Genomic DNA, 13,947 nt, shown 5'->3' on the forward strand with positions numbered 1-13,947 from the left:
AATGAAGTTTTTGATTAATGAACTTTCTTTTACTGGGCAAGCTAAAAACGACAATGAGGCTTACGAACTGCTCAAAAACTTATATGATATCATCCAAGAAGTAAAACCTATACAGAACAATTATCCTATCCAGACTCATAGTAGTTTATCTCAACAAAAAATATTATCTAATCTTACTATTTATCAATGGATTTGCCAAAAAATAAAGTCTCCTCATCCACAAGAGCAAGTGCTGGCTACATTTTTGATGCGAATTTTAACCAAGGGACCATTTATCGATAACCAAGTATTGCTTGAATCTTGCGAATGCTATTTTAACAACAAAAATATTACATCGAGTTCTTTAACTGGAGCGGTGAAACTTAAAGGTAGTTTACTCAGTTTACAAAAATCGGACGATTTTGTTGATGAAACCGTTGAGGTAACATTTCGAGAAAAAAACCAATCCTCTGAAAATGTTACCATCAGAAATTTAACCCAGATTACTCAATCTAGAAAATTATGTCCTCGTTACACTGGAACTCCTAAACATGATTCATCATTGAAAGGAACCGCACCTAGTGTTAAAGGAACTCCAATGGATTTAACAATCGAAGAAGCTCAAGAAGTCTTAAATCATTCCATAGATTATAAAAAAAAACGCTATGGATATCAAAAAGAAAAAAACAAGTTTTATGTATTTCATCCCAATAACAGTTATGATTCTGATGGCTATCCACTTTATCACGGGTTTCCAATTTCTGATTCTCAAGTTCTCCCTACAATTAAGAAAGACCTAGGAATAGGAAAACCATGACTCCCATCGAGGGGTAAGCGCATCTTAACAATCCTTGACAAAATGAACTTTATATGGGCTGCTTACCCACGATTCAGGCATATTTGAGGAGAATTTGCTATCTCAATTGTTAAGCAAGACAGGAGATGAAACAACCCAAAAGAAAACCCAACCACCGCCGGAGATTGGGTTTTCTGGTTATCAATGGATTTTAAGGGGCCAAAGCGTTACCGCGCAGGAGAGAACCGATAGTTTTAGCAGTAATCTTCATCTGTACGAGAGGATTAGCGGGAACAACGGTTTTATAGAGATAACTGTCAAAAGTCATCTTCTGTACATCCTTATCGGAACACATTTCCACAAAAGCTTCCCGGGTGGCATCGGTACGGTAGAAAACCCGTTGCAGGATATCTAATACCAGATAGGTCATACCGTATTTCTTATCCCAACGCTTGAGGTAGAGTTTTAACTCGTCCTCTGTGGGAATACGTTGGCCGCCGTTAGTGACTTCGACAATGGTTTCCGCACACATCCGCGCCGATTTAGCGGCGAAATAGATGCCTTCTCCCGAAGACTTCGTAACTGTTCCCGCAGCATCGCCTACGAGGGCCACACGACCGACTACACGACGAGGACGGGGATGTTCAGGGATGGGGTGGGCCTCCACGCGGATGATTTCGCCTCCTTCCAGACGATGGGCCGCGCGAGCGCGAATACCGGCTTGTAGGTCTTTAATCATGGCTTTATTGACCTTCATTGTGCCAGTACCGACGGCGACGTGATCGTATTTGGGGAATACCCAAGCGTAGAAGTCGGGGGATACGTCTTTTCCTACATACATTTCGGCCAGATCTTCGTAGTAGGCCATTTTATCTTGGGGAAGACGGATGCGTTCTTGGAAAGCGATCGCATAGTTGTAATCCCCGGCATCAATAGCTTTGGCAATGCGAGAATTAGCACCGTCGGCGCCGATAACCATATCCACCTTCAGAGATTTCATTTCCCCTTGGGAATTGCCGTGGGAGTGATCGGCGTAGTGTAGGGTATAGGGATCGGTGCTATTGGTGGGAATGTCGAGACCGTAAACGGTTCCGTTGATTAAATGCGCTCCTAATTTATGGGCGCGTTCTCTCATAAAACCGTCGAGGACTTCCCGACGACACATTCCGATATATTCGTCTTGATTATCGAGATTAATATCGACTTCGACGTTAGAGGGGGAGATCATTTTCATTTTTCTCACCCGGCGATCAATAATTTCAGGAGGTAGGTCAAATTCGCTCACCATACAGAGAGGAATCGCTCCACCACAGGGTTTAGCATTATCTAATTTGCGTTCAAATAAATAGGTTTCAATGCCTGCTTTAGCTAATGTTTCTGCCGCCGAAGAACCGGCCGGCCCTGAACCCACAACAGCGACTCTTAACACTCAGGTTTTCTCCTACATACTTACGAGCGAGTACGCTTTGCAGTGTACCACAGGGGTTTAGCCGAAAGGAACGATATCCTCCGATTCTGCCCGATCTTGCAACAGTGCTTAACATCCTCTGTTACAAAAGTTTATTTTACTGCCCGTAGATTTTTTTTAATCGATGTGTTGTATTGTGTTACACCCGTAGAGAAGAAAACTGCTAAACCCCTCTCCCAAACTGGGAAAAGGGGATAGGTTCAGGGATTGTTAAGCCCTTGCTTTCAACCAATCGCTAATAGCGGGGGGTAAATCCCGTTGCACTTTGCCACTGACATACATTCCGATATGTCCGACGGGGAAAGCACAAGCGGTATAGTCAGAAGTACCGATATAATTCCCTAAAGCGAGGGAAGAAGCGGGAGGCACAAGGTGATCTTTATCCGCATAAAGATTGAGAATTGGCATGGTCAGATTATGTAAATCTACCCGTTTATCTCCTAACATCACTTCCCCTTTAATCAGTTTATTTTGCTGATAGAAATCCTTGAGAAACTGTCGATAGGATTCTCCCGCTTGGTCAGGACTATCAAAAATCCATTTTTCCATACGCAGAAAATTAACTAATTTTGATTCGTCTTCCATGATGTCAGGAAAATCGAGGTATTTCTGATAACCTAACTGTAAAGGTTTCAATTCCAGAAACTCTAAGTTGAGAAAATCTCCCGGAATATTGCCCATGGTATCTACCATTAAATCGATGTCTAATGCTTCGGCTCCCAAGGAACACCCCCCGCGCATATTTAAGAGGGTCTCGGTTTGATAAAAGTCCACCGGTGTCACCATTGTCACCAGATTTTTTATCTTATCGGGATAGAGGGAACTATAGCATAAACTAAAGGTTCCCCCCTGACAGATTCCTAACAGATTAATTTTGTCGAGATGGTGACTTTGACGAATAAAATCGACGCAATTATCCACATAACCATTGATATAATCATCAAGGGTTAACCAGCGATCGCTTCTGGTTGGATATCCCCAATCAATTAAGTAGATATCTAAGCCTAATTTCAGCAGATTTGCTACTAAAGAACGCCCTTCCTGTAAATCTACCATGTAGGGACGATTGACCAAAGCATAAACCATCAGCAAGGGAATCTCGAAGGGTTTTTCGACCACGGGTTTAAAGTGGTAGAGAATGATTTTATCTTCCCGATAAACTGCTTCTTTTTCCGAGACTCCACACTCAATATCTTCTTCTTTAACTCGTTTGAGATTGTCTAAACCTTTGAGATTTTTCTGAGTTAATTCTAGATAATCTTGGGTAAAATCTTCCAGTTTTACTTGCGTCAAAAATGGCCACATAATTTAATTCTCCTAGAAAAGTGTGGAAGTGGGGATTTTTCAGTGAGCAGTGAACAGTAAACAGTAATCAGTGAAAAGAAAGTTCCGAAGTTTTCACCTAACACTATATACTGAAAACTGCAATCCGATAACTGATAACTGATAACTGATTGTCAAGCACAATTAACTAATTGTTACTTTCTGTTTCTTTTTTTTCTCCTAAAGCTTTTTTGAGACTTTTTACCTCTTTGCGTAATTCATAGATAGTCCGATGAATTTCATCGACTTCGCTGCGGGTAGGCAGATTCATTGAGCGCAGGTAAATTTCCATTAAATCCTGCTGTTTGAGGCGATAATCATTGAGGGAATTAATAAATTTTCCCCTTACTTTTAGGTTTTCTGGTTGACAAAAAGCCTTTTCAAAAATATCATCAGCGACGACACTCCACACATCTTGAAATTCTCGCCAATCCTTGACAGGTTGACCTTTTTCTGCTAAGAAAACTAATTTTTTAGTTAAAGCTTCAAAGGATTTAACTTGAATATCAGCCAGCACAATTTGATAGTTAATACTAGCTTGATAAAGAACGCGCCAAGTTTCAAAACTATCGAGTAATTTGCGGTTAAATTCTCGTGGCAATCCCAATAAAGGCATCTGTAACCATTGGCCAAAAGTCTCATCATAAAACTTCTGCCAATAGATATTATTGAGTTCGATCAAGGAAGAAGTGTTACCTAACCAAGCTTTGGTTATTGTGTCATTTGACAGGACGAAAGGATCGAACCATAAATGATTGAGACTTTGTAATTGTTGCAGGTAAATTGTCCATAGTTGACTGACATCTTGACTACTTTGGGAAGTGGTAGTAGTAAAACTATTCAGTTGACCGCGCATCTGTTGGGTATAATTATCTAAAATTGTTTGCCAGTCTTCTCCTGTTTGCATTTTCGGGAAGATACTTTCCCAAGCTTCCATCGATAATTTTAGGAATTTGATCAATAAATCCCGATTATCAAAATAGCGCTGGGTTGCCTCTTGTAATTCTGGTTTAATATTGCCCATAGGAGTCGGTATCGCTCCCATCATATCAAACCAACTTGACCACATTTTTGCCCCGGTTTCTGTCCAAAGATTGACGTAATCGGTGGCCATCTCACTCCAAGCTTGTGTCGGTTTATCCATTATTTTTGCCCTTTTCCTTTAACGCTGATTTCGCTAGTTTACTAACCCACTCTACACACGATAACTGATAACTGATAAGTCATATTTTTCCAGACTTGGCAATTTTTGCTAGTAATCTTAACGCTTCATTGACTGAGGCTGAATCTTGAAAAATTTCCGCCACATCGGGATCGAGAATTATCACATTACTAGCCTGTCGATAAGCTTGATAATATTTGCCACGAATACCACCAGAAAAGTCATATTCAGTTCGCATCTCGTCATTAACCGTTTCTTCAGACTCCTGATTCATAATTTTTTCTCTCCTGTTTACTAGCTAAACGGGCGCTAATTAAGCGAATCTCATTTTCTCTTTCTTTATGGGATATGACTAACAGCTTTTGTGATTTTGACTGTCCTATCGTCAGAAAACGAAACTCACCCACTGAATGATCGGGATCTAAAATCGTTACGGCCAATGGATCCCCAAATACGGTCACTGCTTCTTCAAAAGATATACTATGTTTTTTGATGTTGTTATTTGCCTTGTCTTGATCCCATTAAAATTTCATAGATTTATGCCACCATCAAGCAAGTTAGCGGGGACAATAACAAACACATTCTCCATCTTTGAATTAGATAACTGATAACTTACCCACTGATAACTGATAACTGATAACTGATTAGGTGTGATGGGCCCCATTAACTCTGAGGACTTCTCCAGAGACATAACTGCTGGCAATAGGAGAGAGTAAATAAGCAGTTGCCCAGGCGATATCTGCGGGTTCACCGAAGCGACGACAGGGAATTTCGGCGGTGATTTTATCGCGAACTTTATCGGGAATCGCTAAAGTCATTTCCGTGTTAATAAACCCCGGTGCGATCGCATTGGCGCGAATATTATAACGGGCAGCTTCTCGCGCTAAGGATTTGACTAAACCGATAACTGCCGCTTTTGTAGCCGCGTAATTAGTTTGGCCGGCATTACCGCGATCACCGGAAATAGAACTAATACAAACGATCGATCCCGCTTGTCGTTCGTACATTCCCTCAATAAACGGCTTAATCGTGTGATTAACCCCTTTTAGGTTGACATTAATCACTAAATCCCAATCTAGCGGCGTTAATTTAGGGAAAAAGTTATCTCTGGTAATCCCCGCGTTAGCGACGATACCGTAAACCGGCCCCAATTCCGCTTCAATTTGTTGAGCTGCCGCTTCCATAGATTCCAACTTAGTCACGTCGGCGACAATGCCTAAACCCTGGGGATTATCGGCGACTAAATCCGTGTAAGCCACCTTGGCCCCCAAATCTATCAAAAGAGAGACAATAGCCGCCCCAATGCCTCGATTTCCGCCCGTAACGACGATAACTTTCTCCTCTAGTCCCAGAGATACCATAGCTTTTTCCTCCTAAACTCTTTCAATTGCGATCGCTGTTCCGCCACCGGTCCCATGACAGATGGCCGCCATACCGAGGGTTTTATCCTGTACTTTCAACGCGTTAATTAACGTCACCAGAATCCGCGCACCGGAAGCACCGATGGGATGACCCAAGGCGATCGCACCACCGTGAACGTTTTGTTTTTCCCTAGCTAACCCCAGATCCATCTCAAAAAGCAGATTATTTAAGGCAAAAGCTTCGTTATTTTCCACTAAATCGAAATCTTCGATCGTTTTATTGAGAGATGCCAGTAATTTTTTCACCGCGAGGACGGGGAATTCTGGGAAGCGATCGGTTTTGCCAGCACCCACAGCACCGCCAAGGATTTTGGCAATTGGTTTTAAACCGTACTGATCCACAGCTTTTTGACTGGCTAAAAGGATAGCGGCGGCCCCATCGGAAATCTGACTACTATTCCCTGCGGTTAAAACTCCCGACGGATTAAAAGCCGGCCGCAGTTTTCCTAAACCTTCCGGGGTACTATCGGAACGAATACCCTCATCTTGATCAAGAATTGTGGAACCTTTCTTAGATTTAAGCTCAATTGGCACGATTTCACCATTAAACCAGCCTTTTTCTGTGGCTGTGGCCGCTCTTTGGTGGGATAAAGCGGCAATTTCATCTAATGCTTGCCGAGAAACCCCGCGATCGAGACAGAGGCGATCAACTTGGGAACCCATGCCCTCAGTCGTGGTAGCATCGGTTAAGCCATCGTGTAGTAATAGGTCGGTTAATTGTTCCGGCGCACCCATAAGGAATTTATAACCCCACCGGGCCCGATGGGAGAGAAAAAAGCCGGTTTGGGACATGGATTCGATGCCACCGGCGAGGACGAGATCAGCTTCGCGTGCGCGAATTAAGGTAGCAGCATTACTAACGGCAATCATTCCCGAAGAACAAACCATATCCACCCGATATCCGCCCACGCTTACGGGAATTCCCGCTTTAATCGCCGCTTGTCGGGGAATTAACTGACCATGGCCCGATCCCAAAACATTGCCGAAAATGTACAAATCTAGGGCTTCTGGGGGCAAATTAGCGATTTCTAGGGCGGATTTCATCACTGTTGCCCCTAAATCGGCCGGGGATAATCCCATTAATCCCCCACCAAAACGACCAATTGGAGTCCGGACTGCGGCCACGATATAAACTTCTTGCATAGACTTCTCTCTATTGGGAAGCGAAGATAATAGATAGAATTTACTTAAGAATATCGAGTCCGAAAAGATCAAAATCCCAATTGACTGTCATTGGTTACAAGTTCCTGGCCTCGATGCCTTGAGTTTTTGTCTATCTACCCTCGATTTTGCAACAGAATTTCTGTGTCAGAAGATATATTCATTAGAATTTAACTTTTCCGGCAGCAATCCCCTTTTTTTATGGATTTAGTCAAGCGCCTAGTTTTTATCGGTGGTGGTCATAGTCATGCGATCGCCCTTCGTCTTTGGGGGCAATCACCCCTAAAAAACGTTCAATTAACTTTAATTAGCGATGTCACCCATACCCCCTATTCGGGAATGTTACCCGGCCACATCGCCGGTTTTTATGATTTTGCCGAGACTCATATCGATTTACCTTCTCTAGCTAGGTATTCTCAAGCGCAATTCTGTTTAGACAAGGCTAATTTCATAGATACGGAAAAATGTCAAGTAATTTGTCATAATTCTTCACCGATTCCCTTTGATTATCTCTCGATCGATATCGGCAGCATCCCGGCAGTGGATAATGTTATCGGTGCTAAAGAGTACGCTATTCCCGCCAAACCAGTACCGATTTTTAGGGAAGGATGGCAAGAAATACTCAAAAAAGCGGTTAGTAACCCTAATAATACTCTAAATATCGTCATTGTTGGTGGTGGTGCAGGCGGAGTTGAATTAGCTTTAAATATGCAGTCCCGTTTGGCCAAAATTCTCAACTCTAGCAGTAATTTGAATTTATCTCTAATTCATCGAGGAAAAAAACTACTACCAGCCCATAATAATTGGGTCGGTCAACGTTTAGAGAATATTTTTAAACAAAGGGGAATTAGATTATATTTATCAACGGATGTGACAGCAGTGCAAGCAGATCGGATTATCTGTTCATCGGGGTTAATTTTACCCACGGATTATACAATTTGGGTAACGGCTGCCTCGGCCCCTAGTTGGATAAAAGCGTCAGGATTACTGACAGATGAAAAAGGGTTTATTTTAGTGAATAATTATCTGCAATCTCTTTCCCATCCCCATATTTTTGCCGTGGGAGATATTGCCACGATTCCAGATTATCCCCGTCCGAAAGCGGGAGTTTTTGCCGTCCGACAAGGAAAACCCCTATTCGATAATTTAGCAATAATTCTGCAAAATCAGCCTCTAAAACCCTATTTTCCCCAGAAAAATTATCTGAGTTTAATCGGGACAGGAGACCAACAAGCGATCGCATCTTGGGGCGGTTTTGGCTGGCAATCACCGTTATTATGGTTATGGAAAGATCGGATCGATCGAGCTTTTATGAGACAATTTGATAAGCTCTAGTTAGAGCTTACTGAATAAATCTAAAAACCTTGTTGGATAAGACTTTTAGACCTTTTGTCAATCAAAAAGTACTGGATATGGGAGTGATCGGGGGGAAATTTAGACACTTTTTCCCTGAAAATTAGGTAATTAGCCACCTCAAAACTGGTAAAACCCCACACCCCACACCCCACACCCCACACCCTGTCCCCAGGAAAAACTTTTTGCCGCAAACCCTAGTTATTGACACCGAGTTACTGTCAAGGCCGTTGGGAGTAAAATCTGATTTGGGAATCCCACAACCTGATAAAGTAAAAATCGTCCCGATACCTTGACTGGTTAAGGGAGAGAACGTCAATAGTTTGTTAAATAGTACATATAAACCAATGCCACGTCTTCGCTCGATTATTTCCCTAGTTTTAGTCCTAGTTACTACCCTGCTGGTTAGTTGCAGTGGTCCCCAAGCAACTATCCCCACCGTCTATAGTCCGCAAAAAATCGAACAGTTACAGGTTTACATCCAACCCATAGAAGGATTTCGCCAAAAAATGAGCGTTTTGCAAGACCTCATCGCTGACAAAAATTGGGTAGATACTCGCACCTATATCCACGGTCCTTTGGGGCAATTGCGTCAGGAAATGGTAGGATTATCCCGTAATTTACTGCCCAAAGACCAAGAAAAGGCCAAGCAGTTAGCGAAAAATCTTTTCGTTCACTTTGAACGTATCGATGCGGCAGCCAAAGAAAAAGATGCTAGTCTTGCTGCTAATCAATTCCAAGAAGCATTAAAAGACTTCGATGCTTTCTTAAATATTGTTCCTAGTTAGTTTGTATCAGTGATCGGTGATCGGTGATCACCGATCGGGCCGCAGCTAAAAAACCGATAAGTGCTATTTTGGTTTAGTTTGGACGCTGATCGGGCCATTAACCATGGTTTGACAGGCTAAACGATAATTTTCGGGTTTTTTCTTCAGACAGCGCTGCTCAAAGTCGGTTCTAGCGGAGAGATTTTCCATTCCCTCGACAATTGCCACTATACAAGTACCGCACTGACCGTAACCGCCACAATTCATCAATTTACCGCTAAAAGTGTAGATATCAACGCCATTCTGGACTGCTTTCTCTCGTAAATTCGCTCCATCTGCCGCTACCACGATCCTATTCTCTTTGACGAAGTTGATGTTACCCATGACTGTATTACCCTAAATTTTTGCAAATTAATATTAAAAAATATTAAATTTTTTTGATTGTAACATTTTTGGCTCGCTCTTCTAAATATTCGGCGATGGCAATAGCGATCGCTTTTTTACCGATAAATTTCCCCAGTGCCGCTTTTGTGACCAAATAAGCCACCTGTTCCCCTTGATCGCCCTTTTCCTCACCCCTATTAGCAATGACCGCCTGATAGCCCTTTTCTAGGCGTTTGCGGGCGATTTCCAGTAACTCCTCCTGACTGACTCCCTCCTGATACTTGAAAGTCACCATCTCTAAATCGGGAAATGTTTCTCTCACCTTATCAATCACCTTTTCCGTCGGCACAAAATTAAGATTTAACTCCCCTCCACTGGGAATCTTACCAGAAAAAGGGCTTTCTAAGCGATAATCTGCCACTGCCGCCGAAAAAATCCCAAATTTATAATCTTTACTCTCTAATTCTCCCATAACCTTCCCTAGATACTCGTCATAAGTTTCAATAATTTCGTGGGGTAAATAAGCGGGGGGTGTATAGCTGCCCCGTCCGTGGATTAACTGCACCTTGGCCCCGCGCAGGTATAATTCTTCTGCAATAGCGGCCCCTAATTGTCCAGTAAAACGATTGGTTAAACGACGAATATTATCGATAATCACGGGTGTGGGTCCACCGGTGACTAAAATCGGCATATTTTTCAGGACAGAATTACTGAGAATCCCACAGGCTGCCACGGTAATCTCTTTTTCCCCGGGGAGATTGTGTTTACCGTAATCATCCCGGGGTGGCATAATCTGAACTCCCCAGCGATCGAGAGTTTGCAAAGATTCGCTCAGAATAGCATTATGTAAACTGCCGTGCATGGTGGGGACAAGCAGAATTTTAGTTTTTCCCTTTTCCTGTCGTCCCAAGGCCGAGGCCAAGCATGAAGTGATCACTCCGTCAGCGATTCCGTAACGAAACTTATTAATCGTGTTATAGGTAGCAGGGGCGACTAAATAAAGATCAAAGGGAGATTGATCGCTTAAATGTTCTGCTTTTGCCGTTAATTGACTAACTACGGGATTAAGCGTACTCCATTCCAAAGCTTCCTTAGTGACGTATCTTAAAGCTTCTTCCGAGACAAAAGCCACGACTGTGGCCCCGAATTTCCGCAAAGATCGGGCAATTAGCGGCGCTTTCATGGCCGCAATCCCTCCTGTCACCAGTAAAGCAATCCTTTTACCCCAGAGATGATGATTTTCTAAGGGTACTTCGCGATCGCCTAAGTCCGAATCCGTAGGAGGGGAGAAATTCCAAGTCATAAATTTGGGGAAATGGGGGAATGGGGGAATGGGGGAATGGGGGAATGGGGAAATGGGGAAATGGGGGAATTCAACTAAAAAACCCCAAAACCCCAAAACCCTAAAATCTCAATACCCAACACCTTCTAACTGATAACTGATCACTGATAACTGATTCGGTTATCCCTATTCAAGATTTGTCTATCTCTGAGCGAGAAACTGGTTATCCTAGTAAATAAAGGGTTGCTTCGGTGTTCTTATGATTGACAAAATTTTAACTAAAGTTCGATCGCTTGCCAAGCCGTTATTAGTTCTAGGATTAGTGACAACGCTGATTTTCGGTTCTATTCCCAGTGCTTTAGCGGCATCGGGGGGTAGAATGGGTGGCGGTAGTTTTCGCGCCCCTAGTCGCAGTATTAGCCCTTCTAGAGGTGGTGGTTACAGTTCCCCGGGTTACGGTGGAGGTATTGGTTTTCCCTTCCTCTTACCCTTCTTTTGGGGTGGTGGTGGCGGTGGCTTAATTTCTCTGTTAATCTTTTTTGCTATTGCCAATTTCCTCGTTAATGCTTTCCGTAATGGTGGAGGCAGTGATGAGAATGGTATGACGATAGAATCCGGTTATGAAACCGTCTCCGTGGCTAAAGTACAGGTGGGTTTGTTGGCTAATGCCCGTTATCTGCAACAAGAATTAAATCAAATCGCCCTAACTGTCGATACTAGCACCTCCGAGGGACGAGTCGAAGTCTTACAAGAATCGGCCCTCGCCCTGTTACGTCATCCAGAATACTGGGTTTATGGTAACGTCGATTGCCAACAAACCAGCCTCAGCAGTGCAGAAGCGAAGTTTAATCAGTGGTCTCTCAACGAACGCGGCAAACTAACGGCGGAAACCTTAACTAATTACAATAATCAACTGCGTCAAGGTTCTACAGAAAATATTTTACCCGAATCGGCTGGGGAATTAGCTAAAAGCGCACCGGAAGGCTATATTTTGGTGACTATTTTAGCCGGCATTGTTGGTAAATTTTCTCTACCGAAAATTAATGACTCCCAAGACTTGAAACAGGCCCTGCAACAAATTGGTAGTATGGGAGGCGATCGACTTTTAGCAGTAGAAGTGATTTGGACCCCCCAAAGCGAGGGTGATATTCTCAGTCAAGATGACATTCTCGCCAATTATCCCGATCTGAAATTAGTGTAATTTGTCGGGGAATAACTCTAGATATTGGCTAAAATCTCCCTTATTACGGGGAGATTTTTTGATTAGGGTTTTCTAAAAAAATCAATTGGCCGGTGATGGGGTGAGTTTCGTAGGTTAGTCCCTCGGAAGGAAACCTAACAACTCCACCGATTATGGCTAAATCCTGTTAAAAGGCATAGAAGAGCAGGGAGCAGCGAAAAACAATTCATAACTTGGCAGTCAATCATACTATAGCGGTTCTCGCATCTGTGCGGCACACTTAAACCTTTGCTGATTAACCTGTTCAGGATCGGGAATGTACCTCTTGTGAATCAGAAACGCTATATTAAAAACGGATTTGGTATTAGACATCTCCAAAATTTAGGCCAGATTGAGGTTAATTTCTGGAAATGTCTATTATACTGCAAGGGAATCAGGAACCGCCCAAGATCCATTGGGTCGCTACCTCGGTTTCCCCCCAAGGGAACTGCCTAACTTCAGCTGAGACAAAGTGGGAAGCCAGACTTTCGATCAGTTTAACCAGAGTGGAATCAGTCACCACTGCAACTTTACTGACGTACTTGTGATGGTCGCGTATGAGCTGGAAATGGGCGACCAAGGCACCAAAACTATCCCAACCAGTGAACTCGGGAACTTCAATGATCACGCCAGCAAGGCCACCAGTGGCTTCAATGTGGGGATCCACTGCCTCTGCAATCTTGACAAAATCTTCCGCCGCAAGTGCAGATGTAGGTCGCATACAGAGAATGCTATGCGCCGCGTCTAAATTATAATCTATCATAGTTTGCCTCTCCCAAATGGTCGAAGTCTAACTCTATGATATCACGAATAGACGGTTTCACCAGAATTACTAGACGAGCTATAACCTCGACATTATGGAAGACGATATTAAGCATGAGAAGCGGTAAAACAGTGGAAAACACCAGAAACTCCTTACTTCTGTGAATCACTGTCTTATGGCGAAAGGAGAAACAGCACTCTAGAAAAGAGTTCTGGTATTATTTATAGACATCGCCGCGAGGTTTAATAGTTGTAATGACCTATAGATTGTTATCTCTATCTTCAAAAAATCACACTCGATATTTATCTACTCGCAATCTTAGTTCATCTCTTCCGTAAAGGGGTTTAATATCTAATTTTGTAGAATCCGAAATCAAAGTATCTAAAGCTTCAAGAATAGGAATTTGATCATTTTTAGGCATCCTTTCTAAGGAGCGTTCTGCTTGTCTGAGTAGAATATAATTAGCCAAGTCTATCTCCAAATAATTTGTATTTTAATTCTGTTGAAGTGATTCCAGTATCTCGACTGGAAGGAAGAGCCAATATTTTCCTAAAAACGGCGGGTTTTATCGATTCCGTAGAGGATTCCCGTCACCACGGAAGAGAGAATTAATAACAAAATTAATCCTCCAGGTAAAAAGGATAATATTCCCATGCCGCGTAATACATAAACTAACACAGTCACCAATAGGAAACTGAAAAAAAGAGACTTTAAATAACTAGAATTTGAGCGCATTTACTTAGATTAACAGGTTCTTAGGTTTGTGTTATGCAATGGACGGGGGTTATAAGAGTTTCATCCCTTATAGAGAAAGATATTTGGCGATTTTTGTCAATTGTTTTTGATCTAGAGCGAACTAATCAATTAAG

At 42.6% G+C, this 13,947-nt stretch carries 15 protein-coding genes and 1 pseudogene; 4 read left to right on the forward strand and 12 right to left on the reverse strand.

Annotated features, from left to right (window positions below; translation table 11 throughout):
• Position 1: 1 nt before the first annotated feature.
• On the forward strand, positions 2-796 hold the full coding sequence (locus EWV60_RS21375; RefSeq protein WP_287234568.1) for a hypothetical protein: 795 nt from the start codon (positions 2-4) through the stop codon (positions 794-796).
• 190 nt (positions 797-986) lie between these two features.
• On the opposite strand, the gene chlP is transcribed toward EWV60_RS21375, so the two are convergent.
• The 7 genes and pseudogenes from chlP to phaA form a co-directional block, all read right to left on the reverse strand.
• A complete protein-coding gene (chlP, locus tag EWV60_RS21380; RefSeq protein WP_002773238.1) occupies positions 987-2,204 on the reverse strand; it encodes a geranylgeranyl reductase in 1,218 nt (405 codons plus the stop codon).
• 249 nt (positions 2,205-2,453) lie between these two features.
• Positions 2,454-3,548: a class III poly(R)-hydroxyalkanoic acid synthase subunit PhaC gene (locus tag EWV60_RS21385; RefSeq protein WP_287234570.1), complete on the reverse strand. Its 1,095-nt coding sequence runs from the start codon at positions 3,546-3,548 to the stop codon at positions 2,454-2,456.
• A gap of 166 nt (positions 3,549-3,714) precedes the next feature.
• On the reverse strand, positions 3,715-4,710 hold the full coding sequence (gene phaE / locus EWV60_RS21390) for a class III poly(R)-hydroxyalkanoic acid synthase subunit PhaE (RefSeq protein ID WP_002751547.1): 996 nt from the start codon (positions 4,708-4,710) through the stop codon (positions 3,715-3,717).
• A 79-nt stretch (positions 4,711-4,789) separates the two neighbouring features.
• On the reverse strand, positions 4,790-5,002 hold the full coding sequence (locus EWV60_RS21395) for a hypothetical protein (RefSeq protein ID WP_002784823.1): 213 nt from the start codon (positions 5,000-5,002) through the stop codon (positions 4,790-4,792).
• Positions 4,986-5,237 (reverse strand): annotated as a pseudogene (locus EWV60_RS21400) (BrnT family toxin); the annotation flags it as partial. The pseudogene EWV60_RS21400 and the gene EWV60_RS21395, both read right to left, overlap by 17 nt.
• Before the next feature lie 135 nt (positions 5,238-5,372).
• Positions 5,373-6,089 (reverse strand): acetoacetyl-CoA reductase PhaB, encoded by a 717-nt coding sequence (gene phaB / locus EWV60_RS21405; RefSeq protein ID WP_193977298.1) that lies wholly within the window; start codon positions 6,087-6,089, stop codon positions 5,373-5,375.
• A 12-nt stretch (positions 6,090-6,101) separates the two neighbouring features.
• Complete coding sequence (gene phaA, locus EWV60_RS21410) at positions 6,102-7,292, reverse strand: acetyl-CoA acetyltransferase PhaA (RefSeq protein ID WP_287234575.1); 1,191 nt, start codon at positions 7,290-7,292, stop codon at positions 6,102-6,104.
• Positions 7,293-7,511: 219 nt separating this feature from the next.
• Here phaA and EWV60_RS21415 point away from each other — a divergent pair, with 219 nt between their 5' ends.
• Both EWV60_RS21415 and psbQ read left to right on the forward strand, forming a co-directional pair.
• Complete coding sequence (locus tag EWV60_RS21415) at positions 7,512-8,645, forward strand: FAD-dependent oxidoreductase (protein ID WP_287234576.1); 1,134 nt, start codon at positions 7,512-7,514, stop codon at positions 8,643-8,645.
• A gap of 365 nt (positions 8,646-9,010) precedes the next feature.
• Positions 9,011-9,451: a photosystem II protein PsbQ gene (gene psbQ / locus EWV60_RS21420; RefSeq protein WP_002737745.1), complete on the forward strand. Its 441-nt coding sequence runs from the start codon at positions 9,011-9,013 to the stop codon at positions 9,449-9,451.
• A gap of 63 nt (positions 9,452-9,514) precedes the next feature.
• Here the strand turns inward: psbQ and EWV60_RS21425 are convergent, their stop codons facing one another.
• Both EWV60_RS21425 and EWV60_RS21430 read right to left on the reverse strand, forming a co-directional pair.
• Positions 9,515-9,814 carry a 2Fe-2S iron-sulfur cluster-binding protein gene (locus tag EWV60_RS21425; protein WP_287234578.1) on the reverse strand — a complete coding sequence of 100 codons (300 nt, stop codon included), beginning with the start codon at positions 9,812-9,814 and terminating at the stop codon, positions 9,515-9,517.
• Between the two features lie 43 nt (positions 9,815-9,857).
• Positions 9,858-11,147, reverse strand: a complete 1,290-nt coding sequence (locus EWV60_RS21430; protein WP_502705841.1) for a phosphopantothenoylcysteine decarboxylase domain-containing protein — start codon at positions 11,145-11,147, stop codon at positions 9,858-9,860.
• A 208-nt stretch (positions 11,148-11,355) separates the two neighbouring features.
• On the opposite strand from EWV60_RS21430, the gene EWV60_RS21435 reads away from it, so the two are divergent.
• The gene (locus EWV60_RS21435) at positions 11,356-12,297 is read left to right on the forward strand and encodes a DUF1517 domain-containing protein (protein WP_103112658.1); all 942 of its coding nucleotides are present in this window, start codon (positions 11,356-11,358) and stop codon (positions 12,295-12,297) included.
• A gap of 412 nt (positions 12,298-12,709) precedes the next feature.
• Here the strand turns inward: EWV60_RS21435 and EWV60_RS21440 are convergent, their stop codons facing one another.
• The 3 genes from EWV60_RS21440 to EWV60_RS21450 all read right to left on the reverse strand — a co-directional run bounded on the left by EWV60_RS21440 (position 12,710) and on the right by EWV60_RS21450 (position 13,813).
• Complete coding sequence (locus EWV60_RS21440; protein ID WP_002738247.1) at positions 12,710-13,078, reverse strand: SpoIIAA family protein; 369 nt, start codon at positions 13,076-13,078, stop codon at positions 12,710-12,712.
• A 289-nt stretch (positions 13,079-13,367) separates the two neighbouring features.
• Positions 13,368-13,547, reverse strand: coding sequence for a type II toxin-antitoxin system RelE family toxin (locus EWV60_RS21445; protein ID WP_002773272.1), 180 nt, complete (start codon positions 13,545-13,547; stop codon positions 13,368-13,370).
• Between the two features lie 80 nt (positions 13,548-13,627).
• The gene (locus EWV60_RS21450; RefSeq protein WP_002751529.1) at positions 13,628-13,813 is read right to left on the reverse strand and encodes a hypothetical protein; all 186 of its coding nucleotides are present in this window, start codon (positions 13,811-13,813) and stop codon (positions 13,628-13,630) included.
• Positions 13,814-13,947: the final 134 nt, after the last annotated feature.

The sequence above is a fragment of the Microcystis sp. Msp_OC_L_20101000_S702 genome (assembly GCF_007095705.1).
Classification (GTDB): domain Bacteria; phylum Cyanobacteriota; class Cyanobacteriia; order Cyanobacteriales; family Microcystaceae; genus Microcystis; species Microcystis ichthyoblabe_A.